Origin of the sequence: Chitinophaga sp. HK235, assembly GCF_018255755.1 — a bacterium.
Lineage (GTDB): Bacteria > Bacteroidota > Bacteroidia > Chitinophagales > Chitinophagaceae > Chitinophaga.
Genome location: NZ_CP073766.1, coordinates 5754215 through 5772635 on the forward strand (window position 1 = coordinate 5754215; position 18421 = coordinate 5772635).

General features: G+C 47.0%; 18 protein-coding genes and 1 tRNA gene. 9 read left to right on the plus strand and 10 right to left on the minus strand.

Translation table 11 applies throughout. The annotated features are described in order from the left end of the window. Positions 1 to 91: 91 nt before the first annotated feature. From KD145_RS21735 to KD145_RS21770, 8 genes are all read right to left on the minus strand, one after another. Complete coding sequence (locus tag KD145_RS21735) at positions 92 to 1180, minus strand: FecR family protein (RefSeq protein ID WP_212001600.1); 1089 nt, start codon at positions 1178 to 1180, stop codon at positions 92 to 94. Between the two features lie 63 nt (positions 1181 to 1243). Further along, complete coding sequence (locus KD145_RS21740) at positions 1244 to 1780, minus strand: RNA polymerase sigma-70 factor (protein WP_212001602.1); 537 nt, start codon at positions 1778 to 1780, stop codon at positions 1244 to 1246. A 159-nt stretch (positions 1781 to 1939) separates the two neighbouring features. Next, positions 1940 to 2713: an alpha/beta fold hydrolase gene (locus KD145_RS21745; RefSeq protein WP_212001603.1), complete on the minus strand. Its 774-nt coding sequence runs from the start codon at positions 2711 to 2713 to the stop codon at positions 1940 to 1942. 171 nt (positions 2714 to 2884) lie between these two features. Beyond that, positions 2885 to 3451 carry a hypothetical protein gene (locus KD145_RS21750; protein ID WP_212001604.1) on the minus strand — a complete coding sequence of 189 codons (567 nt, stop codon included), beginning with the start codon at positions 3449 to 3451 and terminating at the stop codon, positions 2885 to 2887. Between the two features lie 146 nt (positions 3452 to 3597). Beyond that, positions 3598 to 3684 (minus strand) — tRNA-Ser (locus KD145_RS21755). A 90-nt stretch (positions 3685 to 3774) separates the two neighbouring features. Then, positions 3775 to 4467, minus strand: coding sequence for an aquaporin Z (aqpZ, locus tag KD145_RS21760; protein WP_212001605.1), 693 nt, complete (start codon positions 4465 to 4467; stop codon positions 3775 to 3777). A gap of 144 nt (positions 4468 to 4611) precedes the next feature. Further along, positions 4612 to 5649 carry an asparaginase gene (locus KD145_RS21765; protein WP_212001606.1) on the minus strand — a complete coding sequence of 346 codons (1038 nt, stop codon included), beginning with the start codon at positions 5647 to 5649 and terminating at the stop codon, positions 4612 to 4614. Positions 5650 to 5690: 41 nt separating this feature from the next. After that, positions 5691 to 6461: a TatD family hydrolase gene (locus KD145_RS21770; protein WP_212001609.1), complete on the minus strand. Its 771-nt coding sequence runs from the start codon at positions 6459 to 6461 to the stop codon at positions 5691 to 5693. A 108-nt stretch (positions 6462 to 6569) separates the two neighbouring features. Here KD145_RS21770 and KD145_RS21775 point away from each other — a divergent pair, with 108 nt between their 5' ends. Beyond that, on the plus strand, positions 6570 to 7460 hold the full coding sequence (locus KD145_RS21775) for a hypothetical protein (protein WP_212001610.1): 891 nt from the start codon (positions 6570 to 6572) through the stop codon (positions 7458 to 7460). Between the two features lie 54 nt (positions 7461 to 7514). Here the strand turns inward: KD145_RS21775 and KD145_RS21780 are convergent, their stop codons facing one another. Next, entirely contained in the window at positions 7515 to 8138 is a 624-nt protein-coding gene (locus KD145_RS21780) for a polysaccharide deacetylase family protein (protein WP_212001611.1), read from the minus strand. 101 nt (positions 8139 to 8239) lie between these two features. Here KD145_RS21780 and gltX point away from each other — a divergent pair, with 101 nt between their 5' ends. Beyond that, positions 8240 to 9772 (plus strand): glutamate--tRNA ligase, encoded by a 1533-nt coding sequence (gene gltX, locus KD145_RS21785; protein ID WP_212001612.1) that lies wholly within the window; start codon positions 8240 to 8242, stop codon positions 9770 to 9772. 129 nt (positions 9773 to 9901) lie between these two features. On the opposite strand, the gene KD145_RS21790 is transcribed toward gltX, so the two are convergent. Then, positions 9902 to 11563: a glutamine--tRNA ligase/YqeY domain fusion protein gene (locus tag KD145_RS21790; RefSeq protein ID WP_212001614.1), complete on the minus strand. Its 1662-nt coding sequence runs from the start codon at positions 11561 to 11563 to the stop codon at positions 9902 to 9904. Positions 11564 to 11656: 93 nt separating this feature from the next. Between KD145_RS21790 and KD145_RS21795 the strand changes: the two genes are divergently transcribed. The 7 genes from KD145_RS21795 to KD145_RS21825 all read left to right on the plus strand — a co-directional run bounded on the left by KD145_RS21795 (position 11657) and on the right by KD145_RS21825 (position 18371). Beyond that, a complete protein-coding gene (locus KD145_RS21795) occupies positions 11657 to 12076 on the plus strand; it encodes a cobalamin B12-binding domain-containing protein (RefSeq protein ID WP_113615627.1) in 420 nt (139 codons plus the stop codon). 91 nt (positions 12077 to 12167) lie between these two features. After that, the gene (locus tag KD145_RS21800; RefSeq protein WP_212001615.1) at positions 12168 to 12968 is read left to right on the plus strand and encodes a hypothetical protein; all 801 of its coding nucleotides are present in this window, start codon (positions 12168 to 12170) and stop codon (positions 12966 to 12968) included. Between the two features lie 106 nt (positions 12969 to 13074). Then, positions 13075 to 13818 (plus strand): porin family protein, encoded by a 744-nt coding sequence (locus KD145_RS21805; RefSeq protein ID WP_212001618.1) that lies wholly within the window; start codon positions 13075 to 13077, stop codon positions 13816 to 13818. Further along, positions 13808 to 15019, plus strand: a complete 1212-nt coding sequence (locus KD145_RS21810) for a S41 family peptidase (protein WP_212001619.1) — start codon at positions 13808 to 13810, stop codon at positions 15017 to 15019. The genes KD145_RS21805 and KD145_RS21810 overlap by 11 nt, the downstream gene beginning before the upstream one ends. A 44-nt stretch (positions 15020 to 15063) precedes the next feature. Next, the gene (locus KD145_RS21815; RefSeq protein ID WP_212001622.1) at positions 15064 to 15840 is read left to right on the plus strand and encodes an enoyl-CoA hydratase/isomerase family protein; all 777 of its coding nucleotides are present in this window, start codon (positions 15064 to 15066) and stop codon (positions 15838 to 15840) included. 54 nt (positions 15841 to 15894) lie between these two features. Beyond that, positions 15895 to 17295 carry a class II fumarate hydratase gene (gene fumC / locus KD145_RS21820; protein ID WP_113615622.1) on the plus strand — a complete coding sequence of 467 codons (1401 nt, stop codon included), beginning with the start codon at positions 15895 to 15897 and terminating at the stop codon, positions 17293 to 17295. Between the two features lie 89 nt (positions 17296 to 17384). Beyond that, on the plus strand, positions 17385 to 18371 hold the full coding sequence (locus KD145_RS21825) for a 2-hydroxyacid dehydrogenase (RefSeq protein WP_212001624.1): 987 nt from the start codon (positions 17385 to 17387) through the stop codon (positions 18369 to 18371). Positions 18372 to 18421 lie beyond the last annotated feature (50 nt).

Below are 18421 nucleotides of genomic sequence, written 5' to 3' on the forward strand. Positions count from 1 at the left end.
GTTTTCTTTATCTGTTAAGGAAGTAAGTTGGAATCAGTGTTGTTAGGTGTGAATTAAGCCATATGGTTCGTTTTATGTTAAACAGATCGGACTATTCAATCCAGATTTTTCCTCTTGCATCTTTAGTGTAAGTAAATGATCCCGTAGATGTTAATGCATCCAGGACTTCATCGAGATTATCCGTTTCAAACATACCGGTAAAGTACAGCCGTTTCTTCTCTTCGTTGTGGAAGTCTATTTCGACGCCATACCATTGTTCCAGTAGTGCAGTTACTTTTTCAAGCTCCAGATGTTTGAATGCCAGTTTATTTTTTACCCAGGCAGTTTCAGAAACGATGCTGTCCCTTACCTGTGTCAGTTGTTGTTTGTATATCGGGATCTGTAATTTTCCTGTTTCGTTTTCGTGTAGCCGTGCATCATCCGGATTGGCATACAATCCAGCGGGCACCGTCAGTTTTTCATTTGGACGAAGCAATATTTTTTGCTGGCCGGCCTGATCCAGTTGTACCTCCACAGCGCCATTTACCAGAGCGGTGACAGCACTGTCTTCTTCCGGGTAGGCCCGTACATTAAAAGAGGTACCCAATACCAGTATGGTAAAGGATTTGGTTTTCACCCGGAAGGGTCTGTTGACATCAGTGGCAATCTCAAAAAAAGCTTCTCCTTCCAGTTCTACCATTCTTGGCTGGCCGGCGGCAAATGTTGGTGGATAGTTGAGTTTACTACCTGCATTCAGCCATACATGGGAGCCATCCGGTAATAATAGTTGTGAGCGTGTGCCCTTCGACGTTACCAGTTTTTCCAGCGGTAGTGGTTGGGTGGCAGGGCGATACAACAGCTTCCATCCGGTGAAGGCTATCAGCGCGATGCTGGCTGCAACGCTGGCTACATGCCACCACAGGCGGCGTACCGGGGTAGTAGTGGTTACATCATCGGGGATGGTTGCTGCTGAAGAGGAGGAGGCTGTCTGCAGGCGTTGCAGATGTCTGGCCTGCATTTGTTTCAGCTGCTCAGGAGTGCTTCCATAGCTTGTTTCCTGCCAGGGTTTTGTAAACACTTCCCGGATATAGGAGGCATGCGGATACTGCTGCAGTAATTGTTGCAGTTCCTCTGCCTCAGCGGGCGTGAGTTCATTGGCGATTTCCCTGGTCAGTAGGGTATATAATCTTTCCTGATCCATGATCTTCAGATATTAAAAGGACAGTATTACGCATCGGAATTCCCTATGCGTTTGAAAAAAAATTTAGGAGTCGAGGTGGAGGTAGGATTTTGCCAGTTCACTGGACAGGTCAAAACGTACTGCCTGGGATATTTTTTTAACGGCAGTGGCCAGTTGGGCATCAACGGTTTTGGGGGAGATATTGAGCAGATCTGCTACTTCGCGGTAACTGAGCCGGTCGTGTTTAACGAGCCGGAAGATAAGCTGACAGCGGGCCGGCAGGCTACGTACTGCCGATTCTATCTTCTGCGACACTTCCGCGGAGATCATACTGCTCTCTGCATCCGGTGCTATTACCAGCGCAGCGGTATCCAGTAATTCCAGATTTTCGTGTAGGTGACGACGTTGTTGCTGTAAAGTGTTTAATGAAAGATTTTTGGTAATAACATACAGGTAAACAACAGGGTTTTCCACGTGCGATAACTGATGGCGCTTTTGCCATAGGGTAACAAAAACATCGGAAACTACTTCTTCTGCAAGATGGAAAGACGAGACGATAGCGGCGGAAAAATGAAGCAGCTGCTGGCACAAAGCAAGATATAACTCATTGTATGCCTGCATATCATCACTGCAGACTTTTTGAAAGAGAGACCTAATCTGCTCATTGTTCCTCATAATACAAAAGTATATAAATCATGGAAAGCTTATTATTAACGATATGTTACGAATTCAGCATCCACACGCGGAATTACTTAAAAGTAATAAAATAAATTTAACTCCTTATAGCGGAGATAGTAAAAAATCAGATACCGTTTTTAAGTAATGCTCAGGTTCTTCAAACATAGGAGCATGTCCTGAGTATTGCATTTCCACAAATGTTGCATCAGGTATCAATGCGGCCACTTCCCTTCCTTCTTCCGGTGGATTTAATCCATCATATTTGCCACTGATGACAAGCGTTTGCGCTGTAACTTTTGCCAGGTCTTTCCTGAAATCAAAACCTGCAAGCGCTTTGTTGGCAGCTGCAAACTGCTCGCGGGGAAGATCGGTTTCAAAAATATTAATATGTTGTTTCATCACATCGGCATCATAAGTAAAATACCTGAGCAGTGTCAATGTTGCTTCATGCAGATTTTTACCTTCAATTTCGCTGGAGTGTTCACTAAACAGTCTTTGTACAGAGGAAGTCAATCCGTTGGATTTTGGAACAGTCAATACCAGTTTTTCAATTCTTTCAGGGGCGGCAATAGCAACAGCCTGTGCAATATAGCTACCCATTGAAACACCGAATAAATTTACTGATGATAGTTTGTAATACGCTAAAATTCCCAATACATCCTGCACGTGATCCTGCAGGGTATATTCAGCGGGCTTATCTGAAAGGCCGTGTCCTCTGCAATCCAACGCAATTGTTTTAAAATGTTTTGAAAGCGGTTGGATGATGGTGTCCAGATGAGTTTGATCACCGCCTATACCATGAATGAAGATCAGGGGTTTTCCTTCACCGGTGATATTGACGTTTATGTTGATATTGTTAATTTTAATGAGTGACATTTTTTATCAGATTAGAGGATGAAGATCGAGAAAAGAGCGGGGATTTTAATATTGATGACATAAAAAACGGGATAGTTAAAAGCTATCCCGTTTAGCGGAGAAAAAAAGACCTGGTTCTGAATGCTGCTGCCAACTAATTCAGCAAAAATGCATTCGCAGAAATACTGGTCATTAGTTCTTCAGACCCAGATAATCTTTCACCGCGTTATAATTGTTCCAGTCGATCACATTCGCTTTCCTGGCTTTGGTGCCGCCTGGTATGAGAATGTATCGGTATTGCTGCATTTTCACACCGGCATTATTTTGAACTGTGCCTGCATTCAAGTTGGAATACAACTCTATCGTCTGTTTATATGCAATATATCTGATGTAAACACCGGTTCTTAAATCAGTGTATGGCAGGGGTGTTATAAGCGGATCAGCAGCGCTATTCAGGTTAATATATACCTTCAGCTCACCTGAGTTCAGTATGCTGGTTGTCAGCTTGGGAGCATCGATATTGGCAAAATAACCCAGGGTGTCAATTCTGTTACCGGCAGTATGAACTGTATCGGCCTTAAAGGGAATATCGAGCCAATCGGAGTAGATAATATTGGCGGTGCCGGTATCGCCTTTATCACCTTTGGGGCCTTGTTGGCCGGCAGGACCGGTATTCCCGTCTTTGCTGCAGGAGGCGGTAAATAATACTACAGCTGTTGCTATTAGCAGGAAAGGTAGGGAGTGTATTAAACGTTTCATGGATCAGATAATTAAATTTTGGAGGTTTATTTATTAAAAGTTGGCTGAAGCGATTTGAATAGGTTGAATCAGTATAGGGCTCTTGTGCTAACTGCTCTGGTATAAAGAAAAAACCCTGATGATCGGTGATCATCAGGGAATGGTTGCGGAGAAGAAGGGATTCGAACCCTTGATAGGCTTTCACCTATACACACTTTCCAGGCGTGCCAGTTCAACCACTCCTGCACTTCTCCGTAGATTATCTTTGAAACATATTTGGAAGGGTTGAGCTTCCGTTTCAGGGTTGCAAAGATAATCCTTTACTTTTAATTTCCAAGAATTTTTTATGCTTTGTCATAGAGTTTCCAGATTCCACCGCCCAAAAGCCCGCCGATAATGGGTCCTACTATGAATATCCAGAGGTGAGCGAGCGCATCACCACCTACAAAAAGAGCCGGTCCGATGCTGCGTGCGGGGTTTACGGAAACACCGGTGATGGGAATACCTACGATGTGGATCATGGTGAGTGACAGACCGATGGCTACACCTGCCAGCATGCCGTTCTTATTGTTTTTGCTGGTGCTGCCATGTATTACTACCAGGAAGATGGCGGTAAACACGATCTCGAAGATGAGGCCGCTGAGTACGTTGTAATGGTCCTGATAGGCGTCGCCGATACCGTTTTGTCCGAGGCCGTTGGCTGCGAGGGTATAATCGCCTTTGCCGGAAGCGATGATGTAGAGGATGGCGGAAGCAGCGATAGCGCCGGCTATCTGTGCTACAATGTAGGCGCCGGCATCTTTACCGGATATTTTACCGGTGGCCAGCATGGAGATGGTAATCGCAGGATTGATATGGCAACCGGAGATATGTCCAATAGCATATACCATGGTCAGTACAGACAGGCCGAAGGCGAAGGAAATCCCCAGCAGGCCTACATGACTGCCGGCTATCACGGCGCTGCCGCAACCGATCAGTACCAGTACCAGTGTGCCAAAAAATTCTGCAATAAACTTTTGCGTTAACGAAACATTCATACCATAGATTTAGTGGTGATTGAAAGAGCTGCAGGGTAAGGGATAGATAGTGCCTGACGGTTAAATTTAATAAAAATCTGTAATAAAAAAGCGGAAAGTATACTATTACAATACTTTCCGCTTTAACTATCTTTTATATTCGAATTAGTAGACCTCTATCGGGGTCAGTTCTCCCCTCAGCGATGTCTCGATCATTTTTTGGCTGTCGGCTATAGAGAGCCCTTGTCCGAGTACAAACATCAGTTTGGTAACGGCGGCTTCAAAAGTCATATCATGGCCGCTTATCACGCCTATTTCCACCAGATGCTGACTGGTTTCATATTTGCCCAGTTCTACAGAGCCACCGTCACACTGGGTGATATCTACTACCAGGGCGCCGTTGTCGATTACTTTTTTAATGCTTTCTATAAACCAGGGCTGGGTATTGGTATTGCCACTGCCGAAAGTCTCCATAATCACGCCTTTCAGGCCGGGAACGCTGAGCGTGGCTTCCACAGCCCTGCGGGTGATGCCGGGAAACAGCTTTAGCACAGTGATATTCGTTTCCAGTTCTTTATGCACCTTCAGCGGAGCTGCAGGGGTAGGCAGGATAAACTGATTTTTGTATTTGATGTCGATGCCTGCTTCTGCCAGCGGAGGATAGTTCATAGTATAAAACGCTTCGAATTTTTCGGCGTTGTATTTTTTGGAACGGTTGCCTCTGAACAGGGAGAAGTCAAAGTAAATACATACTTCCGGCACCATAGATGCCTGGCTGCCGTTATGCCTGCTGCAGGCTATTTCCATGGCAGTGATGATATTTTCCTTGGCATCGGTACGTATCTTACCGATAGGGAGCTGTGAGCCGGTGAGGATAACCGGTTTGGACAGATTTTCCAGCATGAAGCTCAGCGCGGAGGCGGTGAACGACATGGTGTCTGATCCATGCAGGATGACAAATCCATCATAGCGGTCGTAGCGGTCTTCAATGATACTGGCCAGTTCTATCCAGATCTCTGGTTGCATGTCTGACGAGTCTATAGGCGGGTTGAACGCATATACATAGAAGTCAATCCCCATCCGGTAAAGTTCCGGTAAATTGTTTCTTATTTCATTGAAGCCAATAGGGCGGAGTGCTTTGGTCTTGTCGTCGTAGATCATGCCAACGGTACCGCCCGTGTAGATTATCAGAATTTTACTCATTGTCTAACTGCCAGTTGCCTGCAAAGGTATCCACTAAACAGTTAGAGCGTTTTGAATAATTTCCGGGCATTACTGTTGGTAATAGCGGCTACCTCTTCTATTTTTAGATTTTTTATATCTGCCACCTTTTCGCCTATCAATGGGATATAGGCACTTTCATTGCGTTTGCCACGGTGTGGAACGGGGGCCAGGTATGGTGCATCTGTCTCCAGTACAATATGTTGCAGGTCGATGTTTTCAAGCAGTTTGTCGAGGCCTGATTTTTTAAAGGTGACTACACCACCTATGCCCAGGTAGAAGCCCAGGTCGATGATCTCTTTCGCTTCTTCCAGCGTACCTGAGAAACAATGGAATACGCCACTGAGGCTACCATCCTGCAATGCTTTCACTTCGTTTATGCATTCCCGTGTAGCCTCCCGGCTGTGGATGGAAACAGGCAGCTTATACTGCCTCGCCAGCAGCAGCTGTTCCCGGAAAGCCTGATATTGCTGCTCCAGCAGGGATTTGTCCCAGTAAAAGTCAAGCCCTATCTCTCCGATGCCTTTAAACGTGCGGTGTATCAGCCAGTCTTTTATCAGGCGCAGCTGATTTTCCACGTCGGGCTTTACATAGCAGGGATGCAGCCCCATCATGGCAAAACAGTTTTTGGGATACGCAGCTTCCAGTTTCAGCATACCGGTGATAGACGACTCGTCTATGTTCGGCAGCAACAGCGTGGTCACGCCTGCCTGCAGTGCACGCTCTATCATCTCCTGCTGGTCAGTCAAAAATTCATCTGAATACAAATGGGCGTGCGTATCGGTCCAAAACATGATAAAAATATTTTTTAAATTTCTATTTTTTGTAATATTAAATAGGTATTTTTATTCCTGCAAAGGTAAAGCCTGAAAAACCTAAACCTAATTTAAAAAACTATAACTATGAAAAGCTACTTCAGTACAAATCGTGTGCTGGCTGGTACCATCGCGATCGTGGCCGTGGCTACCCTTTTCTTCGCCTGTAAAAAGGAAGTGACCACCGATACCGCTGCTGCCAACGAAGACGATAACAAAACATTACTGGCCGCCTCTCATGAAACAACTGCCCATGCTGTTTATGGCGATCTCTTTGAAACCGCAGCAGTGACTGCAGCCAACCAGGGCCTTACCAACGGCCGTAAAGCGGAATACAATGACTACGCCAACGTAACAGCTTGTCCTTCTATCCTGCTCAGCAGCGCTGACCCCACCGTATGGCCTAAACAACTGGTCATCGATTACGGAGATGCCTGCCGCGACAACTACGGCGTTACCCGCAGTGGTAAAGTATACATTACCGTTTATGGCCTGCTCTTCGGACCTAACTCCAACATTGCTATCCGCCTGGATGGTTATAAATACAATGGTATCCCCGTACAAGGCAGGGATTCTATCTATAACGTCTCTTACAATGCTACTACCGGTGTACAATACACGACAGAAATCACCGGGGGAAGAATGCTTTTCAGTGATACCCTTGTCCTGGGATATACCAGCAAAAAAACAGTTAAACAAACTGCCGGTGCAAGCACTCCAACACCTAACGACAATGTCTACAATGTGGAAGGCACCGCTGCTATTAACTACGAAAAAGGTGGTCCTGCCGGTAGCGCTACTTTCACTACTCAAACACCGCTGGTGAAAGCAACCGCCTGCCAATGGGTAAGCCAGGGTAAGCTGCAGGTAGCTTTAGGCAACCTCTCCGCTATTATCGACTATGGCAACGGCGTATGTGACAACAAAGCCACCATCACCGTTAATGGCGATAAAGTAAAAGAAATCACTTTAAAATAATCTCCAACACTCAATAACAACAATACTAGCCCAGGACTTTAGTCCTGGGTTTTTTTATTCAATAGCAGCTACGTTGTAGCCTTGTTTTTTGCAATATTCCAGTACACGGGGTAAAGCGTAGGAAAGGCGTTCCCAGGCTTTGGTACTATCATGAAACACAACGATAGAGCCGGGCTGCATCTTAAACACGACATTCTGTACACAGGTTTCTCCGTTAATATCCTGGTCAAAGTCGGCGCTGAGTACATCCCACATGATGATTTTGATACCGGGGATAGTCTTTTTCAGTTGTTTGATCTGAAAAGGGGTGATCCTGCCATAAGGCGGGCGGAAGAGGTTGGTGCTGATATATTTCCTGGCTTCGAGGATATTCTCAATATACTTGTCAGTATTGGTTTTCCAGCCATTGAGATGGTTGTGCGTATGGTTGCCGGTACTATGGCCCGCTTCCAGTATCTGCTGATAGATATCCGGGTGTTCCACCACATTTTTACCGATACAGAAAAAAGTGCCTTTGGCGTTATATTTCTTCAGTTGTTCCAGTATAAAAGGGGTAGCCTCCGGATGGGGGCCATCATCGAAAGTCAGATAGACGGTATTGTTAGCCGGAGACAGGTCCCAGATACAGCTTCTATACAAAGCTTTCAGGATGCCGGGTGTTTTGGTAAGATAGAACAAAGCTTGAGCTTTTTAGCAGTGAGCTGATAGCTGCAAGATAGTTAAAAGCACTAAAAGCTGATGGCAGAAAGCTAAAAGCTATTTCCTTACCTTTGCGCTCTATGGATCACAAAAAAGTAAGAGTGCGTTTTGCTCCCAGCCCTACTGGTGGCCTACATCTTGGAGGTGTACGCACTGTATTGTTCAACTATTTGTTTGCAAAGCAGCACAAGGGGGATTTTGTACTGCGTATTGAAGATACAGACCAGACCCGTTATGTAGCGGGCGCAGAGGAATACATCAATGAATGTCTGCGCTGGTGTGGGCTCACGCCGGACGAAAGTCCTGCAGTGGGTGGTCCTTATGCACCTTACCGTCAGAGTGAACGTAAGCCGCTGTATCGTCAGTATGCTGAAAAGCTGGTCGCTTCCGGCCATGCCTATTACGCATTTGATACACCGGAAGAACTGGAAAGTATGCGTGAACGGTTAAAAACACCGGAAAACCCGCACCCACAGTACAACCATAAGGTAAGGGAAAAGATGCGTAACTCCTTCTCCCTCTCCGAAGCGGAAGTACAGGAGCTGCTGGCCAAAAACACTCCGCACGTTATCCGTATTAAAATGCCTGCCAATGATGAACTGTCCTTTACCGATATGATTCGGGGAGAAGTGACTTTCAACACCGGTCAGGTAGATGATAAAGTATTACTGAAAGCAGATGGTATGCCTACCTATCACCTCGCCGTGGTAGTAGACGACTATCTGATGAAGATATCCCACGCTTTCCGTGGTGAGGAATGGCTGCCTTCCGCACCGGTACATATCCTGCTCTGGAAATACCTGGGCTGGGAAGCCGATATGCCGCAGTGGGCGCACCTGCCACTGATCCTCAAACCGGATGGCAATGGTAAACTCAGCAAACGTGATGGTGACCGCCTCGGTTTCCCGGTATATGCTATGAATTGGACCGATCCCCGTTCCAACGAATTCACCAAAGGATTCCGTGAACTGGGCTTCCTGCCGGACGCATTTATCAATATGCTGGCCGTGCTGGGATGGAATGATGGTACCGAACAGGAGATCTTTAGTCTGGATGAACTGATTCAGAAATTCTCCATCGACCGCGTTCACAAAGCGGGTGCTAAATTCGACTTCGAAAAGGCTAAATGGTTCAATCACCAGTACCTGCATCATAAAGACAACCAGAGCCTCGCCAACCTCTTCCTGCCTGTACTGGAGGAAAAAGGTATCAAGGCAGATGTTGATTATGTAGCTACCATAGCCGGACTGGTAAAAGAACGCTGCTACTTTGTCAATGAAATATGGGATCATGGCTTTTTCTTCTTCCAGGCACCAGCTGCCTATGACGAAGCTGCCGTAAAACCCAAATGGAACGCCGATAAATCAGCCTTCTTCACAGAATGGTCCGATAAACTGGCAGATGTTTCTGCCTTCACCGCTCCTGAGCTGGAAGCCAGCTTTAAAGCGTTTGCTGCAGAGAAAAACATCAAGATGGGCGAATTACAGCTGCCTTTCCGTATCATGCTTACCGGTGGCAAATTTGGTCCTCCCGTATTCGATATCGCAGCTACCATCGGTCTCACGGAAACCCGTACACGAATTGCAAAAGGATTATTGGCATACAACCAGTAACATAGGCAATAACATACAACATTCGCATAAAAAAGCCCGTTTGGTTCATACCAAACGGGCTTTTATTTTATCGTTTATTTGTTTCGCTTTAATCTCTGTGTATCAGGAGCATCAGCGGCATCAAATGAATCATTTGTTCACTTTAGCCCACGCGTCCTTCAGCGTCACGGTTCTGTTGAAGACTACTTTTTCTGAAGTACTGTCCGGGTCTACGGTGAAGTAACCTTTACGCATGAACTGGAAGCGGTCTCCTGGCTTGGCTTGGAGCAGGCCGGGTTCTACATAGGCTTCTTTGATGACCTGCAGGGAATCCGGATTGATGAAGTCTTTGAAGTCTCCTTCTTCTGCATTCGGATTCTCTGATTTAAAGAGGCGGTCATATACGCGTACTTCGGCGGTGGCGGCATGTGCGGCACTTACCCAGTGGATGGTACCTTTTACGGTCAGGCCGCTGTGGTCGCCTCCGCTTTTGCTTTCCGGCAGGTAGGTGGCGTAGATGGTGGTGATGTTACCATCGGCATCTTTTTCCACGCTTTCACCTTTGATGATGTAGGCGTTTTTAAGACGTACATGCAGACCGGGACCGAGACGGAAGAATTTTTTAGGTGGTTCTTCCATGAAGTCTTCGCGCTCTATGTACAGGGTATTGCTGAAGTGGAGGGTACGGCTGCCGGCGGAAGGATCTTCCGGGTTGTTTTCGGCAGTCATTTCCTCTACCTGCCCTTCGGGGTAGTTGGTGATCACCAGTTTCACCGGATCGAGTACGGCCATTACGCGGTTGGCTGTTCTGTTCAGTTCCTCGCGGATACAGAATTCCAGCAGACCTACGTCGATCATGTTATCGCGTTTCTGCACACCGATGCGTTCGCACAGGGCGCGGATGCTGGCGGCGGTATAGCCACGGCGGCGCAGGCCACTGATAGTAGGCATACGGGGATCATCCCATCCGTTTACGTAGTTCTCTGCTACCAGCTGTTTCAGTTTTCGTTTGCTCATCACCGTATAGTTGAGGTTCAGACGGGCAAACTCGTACTGGTGGCTGGGGAATATTTCCAGTTCCTTGATAAACCAGTCGTACAGCGGGCGGTGAGGGATGAACTCCAGTGTACAAACGGAGTGAGTGATATTTTCGATGCTGTCACTCTGACCATGGGCGAAGTCATACATCGGGTAGATGCACCATTTATCGCCGGTACGGTGGTGATGGGCATGTTTGATGCGGTACATGATAGGATCGCGCATGTGCATGTTGGGAGAATTCAGGTCTACCTTGGCCCGCAGGGTTTTTTCCCCGTCTTTGAATTCTCCTTTGCGCATACGTTCAAACAAATCCAGGTTTTCCTCTACCGACCGGCTTCTGGCCGGGGTAGGTGTACCTGGAGTGGTAGGAGTGCCTTTGCTGGCAGCAATTTGCTCAGAAGTAGCATCTTCCACATAAGCCAGTCCTTTTTTGATCAGTTGTACGGCAAATTCGTACATCTGGTCAAAATAGTCGGAGGCATACAGTTCCTTGTCCCACTCAAATCCCAGCCAGTGGATATCTTCCTTGATAGAGTCCACGTATTCAGTGTCCTCTGTAACAGGGTTGGTATCGTCGAAGCGGAGATTGGTTTTGCCGTTGTATTTCTGGGCCAGGCCGAAGTTCAGCACTATAGACTTGGCATGCCCTATATGGAGATAGCCATTGGGTTCGGGCGGAAAACGTGTCAGTACACGTCCGTCATTGACGCCATTAGCAATGTCGTCTTCAATGATCTGTTCTATAAAGTTGAGTGACCTTTCTTCGCTCATAAGAAAAATTAAGTATGTCTGCAAAAATAGGAAAAATAGCGGTTAGCTTTTAGTTACGGCTAATCCTTATCTTTACGACCTTAATTTTTAAGCATGGTCAACCAGTTAAATCGTCCTGTTCGTGTATTGGTAGCCAAGGTAGGTCTTGATGGCCACGACCGCGGCGCCAAAGTGATCGCTGCCGCCCTCCGGGATGCCGGCATGGAAGTTATCTACACCGGCCTCAGACAAACCCCCGAAATGGTCGTTAACGCCGCCCTCCAGGAAGACGTAGACGCCATCGGCATCAGCATCCTCTCCGGTGCACATATGACGGTTTTTCCTAAAATAATAGCCCTCATGAAGGAAAAGGAAATGAACGACGTACTGCTCACCGGCGGCGGTATCATCCCCGATGCGGATATGCAGCAACTACAGGAAATGGGCGTCGGTAAACTGTTTCCCCCCGGTACGCATACCAAGGATATTTCCGATTATATCACCACCTGGGTGGCCTCCCACAGAAATTTTTAATTTTTTTTCCGGTGGGTCGTAACATTTCATATTGGCGGTCGTCTTCTTTTTGAAAATGTTACCAAATCTAAAAAACCACAACCGCCATTTTATGAAATATAAGTTCTTCCCTGCCCTGCTGTTAGTACTGTTAAGCATCACAAGGACCTTTGCCCAGGAGACAACTGATTCTACTGCTAAAATCGATAGCAAATTCTCGATAAGTTTCGGGAAATACCCCAAAAAACGGGATAGGATATACGTAACCAGCTCCCTGTCAGGAATGTTATCCTTTGCTGATATGAAACAGAATGGAGAACACCTGCGTAATATTCCTCGTTTCAGCTTCATTTTCAACTATTCCACCACTTTTAATAAAGACTTCTCCCGGCATTTCGGGGTGTTTACCGGACTGGATTTCAAGAACATAGGTCTGATCTCCAAACCTACCGACTCCCTCAAGCTGAAACAACGTGTATACACACTCGGTATACCGGTAGGCTTTAAAATAGGGGATGTCACCGGCGGCTCTTTCTTTTTCTTTGCCGGCGCCGAAATCGATATGGCCTTCAACTACAAGGAAAAGCAGTTTGTGGATGGTAAAAAAGTACACAAATTCAATGAGTGGTTCAGCGACCGCACTCCCCTGCTGATGCCTTCTGTATTCGCAGGTTTCCGTATGCATCCGGGCTTTGCGCTGAAAGTGCAGTATTATCCGCAAAACTTCTTCAACCGCGATTTCAGCTATGGCACTACCGGCAACAAAGTATACCCCTACCGCAACCTGGACGCCAACCTGGTATTTGTTACCTTCGGATATAGCTTCAACGGTGTGAACTATTTCAAAGTGAAGAAAAAAAGAAACTACATGAGAATGAAAAGCGGTAAGGCTGAAATTGAGGTGAACTATTAGTACGTAAAAACGTTATTCTATATAAGTCCCGTAGCAGACATCGTTTGCTACGGGACTTTTTTTTCGCCTTTATCAACCGTTTCAACCCCTATCAACCGTAATCCTTATGCAGAAAAACGTACTTCTTTTTGCCCCCTTGCTCCTATTTTTTCAAAGTGCACTGGCTCAGTTCGAAGTAGGCGTTACCGGAGGTTATGTGAACAATTACCTGCACACCAGTGCCGGTTACCGCGCTTTTACACAATACCATCAACGCAGTGGTTTTATGGCCGGACTGGTATTGCAATATCATTTTAATAACTGGCTGGCTGTCCAGATAGAGCCCTCCTACATTCAGAAGAATTATGAACAACGCCGGGATCATTTTTTTGATGGGATTTACCAGATTAACAGCAACGGCTATCTGCAATTGCCCCTAATGGCCCACTTCTCCTTTGGTGGAGAAAAACTCAAAGGTTTTGTCAATACCGGTGGTTATGCTGCCCGGTGGGTGACTGCCCGCGTCAAAGGGGCCATGGGCAATGTTTTTGATAATAGCCCCGACATACCGCCCAACCAGCAGCCATCGGGGTATTTTCAGTACAACCTGCTTTATCAATATGATCAGAAATATACCTTCGACAGCCGCCGCGATCGTCGTATGGAATGGGGCCTGGTAGCAGGTGGTGGAGTGGAATACCTGCTGCAGGAGAGTTGCCGGTTGTTTGTAGAAGCGCGGTACTATTACGGTTTGAGTGACCAGCAGAAAAATTATATGCTCGATCAGGTGCCCCGATACAACGATACCTACGTGATACAGGCCGGATGCCTGTTGAATCTCGGCAGCCTTTTCGGAGGATATGCTGAATAACCTGTTTTTTACCATTCATGTCAGCAAGATGAAATCGCTCACACATTTTATTATACCCCTGGCCATACTGGCCACCATGGCTTCCTGCCGGAAAGACCTGCCCCAGCTCAACGATCCGCAGAATTATGTCAGCGCCAATTTCAATGAAGTGTTCGACGCTTTCTGGACAGGCATGAACAATAACTATGTTTTCTGGGATATCGATACGGTCAACTGGGACCAGATATACAAGACTTACAAACCGCTGTTTGCACAGCTGAATGTCAACGACTCAAACGATGTACGTAAAGCCTATACGTATTTTAAGCAGATGACTGCCGGATTGGTAGACTCCCACTACACCCTGACATTCGCAGATACCTGGCTGGCTGATTCCGCCGCCGTGAACCCGGCCTTCCTCCGGAAGCTGGGTAGTCCCGGCTTTCATCCCCCTATCGACATCCGGCATTTTTATTATACTCTTCCGGCCAATTATCTGGACGCCGGCCAGCGGGGATTCACTAATACTTCGGATAGCAGCCAGTATGTAGCTGTTTCCGGAACTATCAATCAGAATATATTGTACTTTTTCTTCAGTGATTTTCAGCTGAAAACCTTATTCAATACAGATACTGCCAATGGCTTCAAAACGGTGGAGCAGTATTTTTTCGATAACCTGGCCACCAGAACAGACCTGAAAGGGATTATTATAGATGTGCGGGGTAATCGGGGTGGGGCGCTGGAAGATCTGGATTTTTTGCTGGGGAAGATGATCACCCGGCCACAGTTTTTTGGATACACCCGTTCCAAGATGGGCAACGGTCGCCTGGACTATTCACCCTGGGCACTCGCCTATGTAAAGCCGCAGGCGGGCAGTAAAGCCATCACTATCCCTATTGTGGTGCTGGCAGACGCCTGGTCGGTGAGTATGGCAGAAATAACCACCATGGCGGTGAAAACCTTTCCCAATGGGCATTTTGTAGGAGAACGTACCTGGGGGGCCAATGGTCCGCTCACCGGCAATGTTTTTTATAATGGCGGACAGTTTACTACCGGCTGGCTTACACAGGTGTATACTTCTTCCCTGATGTTTAAGTATAAAGATGGTAATATCTATGAGGGTAAAGGGTTTCCGCCAGATCTGGCCGTACCCTATGATCTGGCCAGTCTGAATGCAGGCCGTGATCCGCAACTCGAGGCTGCCGTAAGCCTGATTCATTAGTTTTCAGATATTGCTTAATATTGATAAAATAAAAAAGAAGGCCCATGTACCAGACATTAAGCACACAATTAGAGAAAAATATTCAGATCATCACGATCAATCGCCCGGAAAAGATGAATGCTCTCAATCAGTTGATGATGGGAGAACTGGGACTGGCCATTGATGAGGTTTACCGTAATAAGAACATAAAAGGCGCGATCATTACTGGTGCGGGAGAAAAGGCTTTTGTGGCCGGTGCCGATATCAGTGAGTTTCTGACTCTTAGCCCCAAGCAGGGCGAAGAGCTGGCCAAAAGCGGGCATGTGGTATTTCAACGGATTGAATATTCTCCCAAGCCCATCATCGCTGCTGTAAATGGTTTTGCATTGGGTGGTGGTTGTGAGCTGGCGATGGCCTGCCATTTCCGTATAGCCAGTGAAAACGCCAGATTTGGCCAGCCGGAAGTGAATCTGGGACTTATTCCCGGGTATGGCGGTACTCAGCGGCTTACCCAGCTGATTGGTAAAGGAAAAGCCATCGAACTGATGATGACCGGTGACATGATCACCGCCCCTGAAGCGCTGGCCTGGGGACTGGTCAACCATGTGGTGAAGCTGGAAGAGCTGATGCCCAAGGCTATTTCCATCCTCGAAAAAATCCAGTCAAAAGCACCGCTGGCCGTTGCCCGCGTGGTAAAATGCGTGAACGCCGCTATAGATAAGGAACTCGATGGCTGGGAAACAGAAGTCAAAGAGTTTGCTGCCTGCTTTGCTACCAAAGACCTGCAGGAAGGCGCGGAAGCTTTTATTCAGAAAAGACAGGCGAATTTTAAAGGAGAATAACGCAAAGGCGTGAGAATCCTTACTTTTGTCTCCTAATTCATAAAAGCTTAAGCCATGGAATTTAGAATAGAGAAAGACACGATGGGTGAAGTACAGGTACCTGTAAATGCCTATTATGGTGCTCAAACACAGCGCTCCATTGAAAATTTCAAGATCGCCCAGGACATCAACAAAATGCCGAAAGAAATCATCAAGGCATTTGCTTACCTGAAGAAAGCGGCGGCCCTGACCAACCTGGAAGCCGGCGTGCTCCCGAAAGAAAAATGTGATCTCATCGCTCAGGTATGTGATGAAATACTGGAAGGTAAACTGGACAACGAGTTTCCACTGGTAGTATGGCAAACAGGCTCCGGTACCCAGTCCAACATGAACGTGAATGAAGTTGTCGCTTACCGCGCCCACGTTATTCACGGTGGCAAGCTCACCGATAAAGACAAATTCGTTCACCCGAACGACGACGTAAATAAATCTCAGTCTTCCAACGACACCTTCCCTACCGCCATGCACATCGCGGCGTATAAAATGCTGGTGGAAACAACTATCCCCGGTGTTAAAAAACTCCGTGATACCCTGGCTAAAAAAGCGGAAGCCTTTAAACACGTGGTGAAAATCGGCCGTACCCACTTCATGGACGCCACACCACTCACCCTCGGACAGGAAATCAGCGGCTACGTAGCCCAGCTGGACCACGGTCTGAGAGCTATCAACAACTCACTCGCGCACCTGAGCGAACTGGCACTGGGCGGTACTGCAGTAGGTACTGGTATCAACACACCAAAAGGTTACTCTGAAAGCGTGGCTGGTAACATCGCCAAACTGACCGGACTGCCTTTTATCACCGCTCCCAACAAGTTCGAAGCACTGGCTGCCCACGACGCTATCGTAGAAGCCCACGGTGCCCTGAAAACGGTGGCTGTTAGCCTGATGAAAATCGCTAACGACGTGCGTATGCTCAGCTCCGGCCCTCGCGCTGGTATCGGTGAGATCCATATCCCTGACAACGAGCCAGGTTCTTCCATCATGCCAGGTAAAGTAAACCCCACCCAGTGTGAGGCCCTGACCATGATCGCTGCACAGGTAATGGGTAACGACGTAGCTATCTCCATAGGCGGCTCCAACGGCCACTTCGAGCTCAACGTATTCAAACCGGTGATGATCTACAACTTCCTGCACTCTGCACGCCTGATCGGCGAAGGTTGTGTTAGCTTCAACGATAAATGTGCTGAAGGTATCGAACCCATCGAAGCCAATATCCGCAAACACGTGGAAAATTCCCTGATGCTAGTGACTGCACTCAATACCAAAATTGGTTATTACAAAGCCGCAGAAATCGCACAGAAAGCACACAAGGAAGGTACCACACTGAAAGAAATGGCCGTGAAACTGGGTTACGTAACACCAGAACAATTCGATGAATGGGTAGTGCCCGGCAACATGGTAGGCGAGATTAAATAAAGCATACCGATTTTATTATATTACGGATTTGTGTGGTGTCAAAAGCCCGCAAATCCGTAATTTTTTAACCCAACTCATAACTAACGCTGATGGATATACTTTTTTTTAGTGCACAGCCATACGATATCACCTATTTTAACCAGGCTAATCAACAGAATACTCACCACTTCCGGTTTCTGGAATATCCCCTGAATGAAGATAATACTGCCCTCATCAAGGATGAAAAGGCTGTATGTGTATTTGTAAATGATAAAGTAGACGCTGCCGTTGTTCACAAGTTGAAGGAGAAGGGAATAACGCTCATTGCCCTGCGTTGTGCAGGCTTTAATAACGTAGACCTGAAAGCGGCGGCAGAAGCAGGTATCAGCGTAGTACGTGTGCCGGCATATTCTCCTCATGCAGTGGCTGAACATGCAGTCACTCTCCTGCTGGCACTCAACCGGAAAATATATAAATCGTATAACCGTGTACGTGATAATAACTTTACACTCGCCGGTCTGGAAGGATTTGATGTATATGGGAAAACAGTCGGCGTAATTGGTACCGGCAATATCGGAGCGGTATTTTGCCGTATTATGCTGGGCTTTGGCTGTAAGGTGCTGGCCCACGACGTCGTACAGGATGCATCGCTGGTACAGGCTGGTGTTGCCTATGTTTCCCAGGAAAGTGTCCTGGCAGAATCAGACATTATCTCCCTGCATTGCCCGCTTACTCCCGATACAAAACATCTGGTCAACGGGGATAGTATCAACAGTATGAAACGGGGCGTAACACTCATCAATACTAGCCGCGGTGGCCTGGTTGATACCAGGGCAGTAGTGGAGGCCCTGAAGAACGGCCATATCGGTGCTTTGGGAATAGATGTTTATGAGCAGGAAGAACAGCTGTTCTTTCAGAATTTCTCCGGCACCATCATCCAGGATGATGTACTGTCCAGGCTTACGACCTTCCCTAATGTACTGGTAACGTCCCATCAGGGATTTTTTACAAAAGAAGCATTAACACAGATTGCTGAAACAACACTGGCCAATATTTCGGGCTTCGAAAAAAATGAACCATTGAAAAATGCACTGTAAACAATAACCTCCTTCATAAAAGAGGGCTGACCAGGATAAAACCGGTCAGC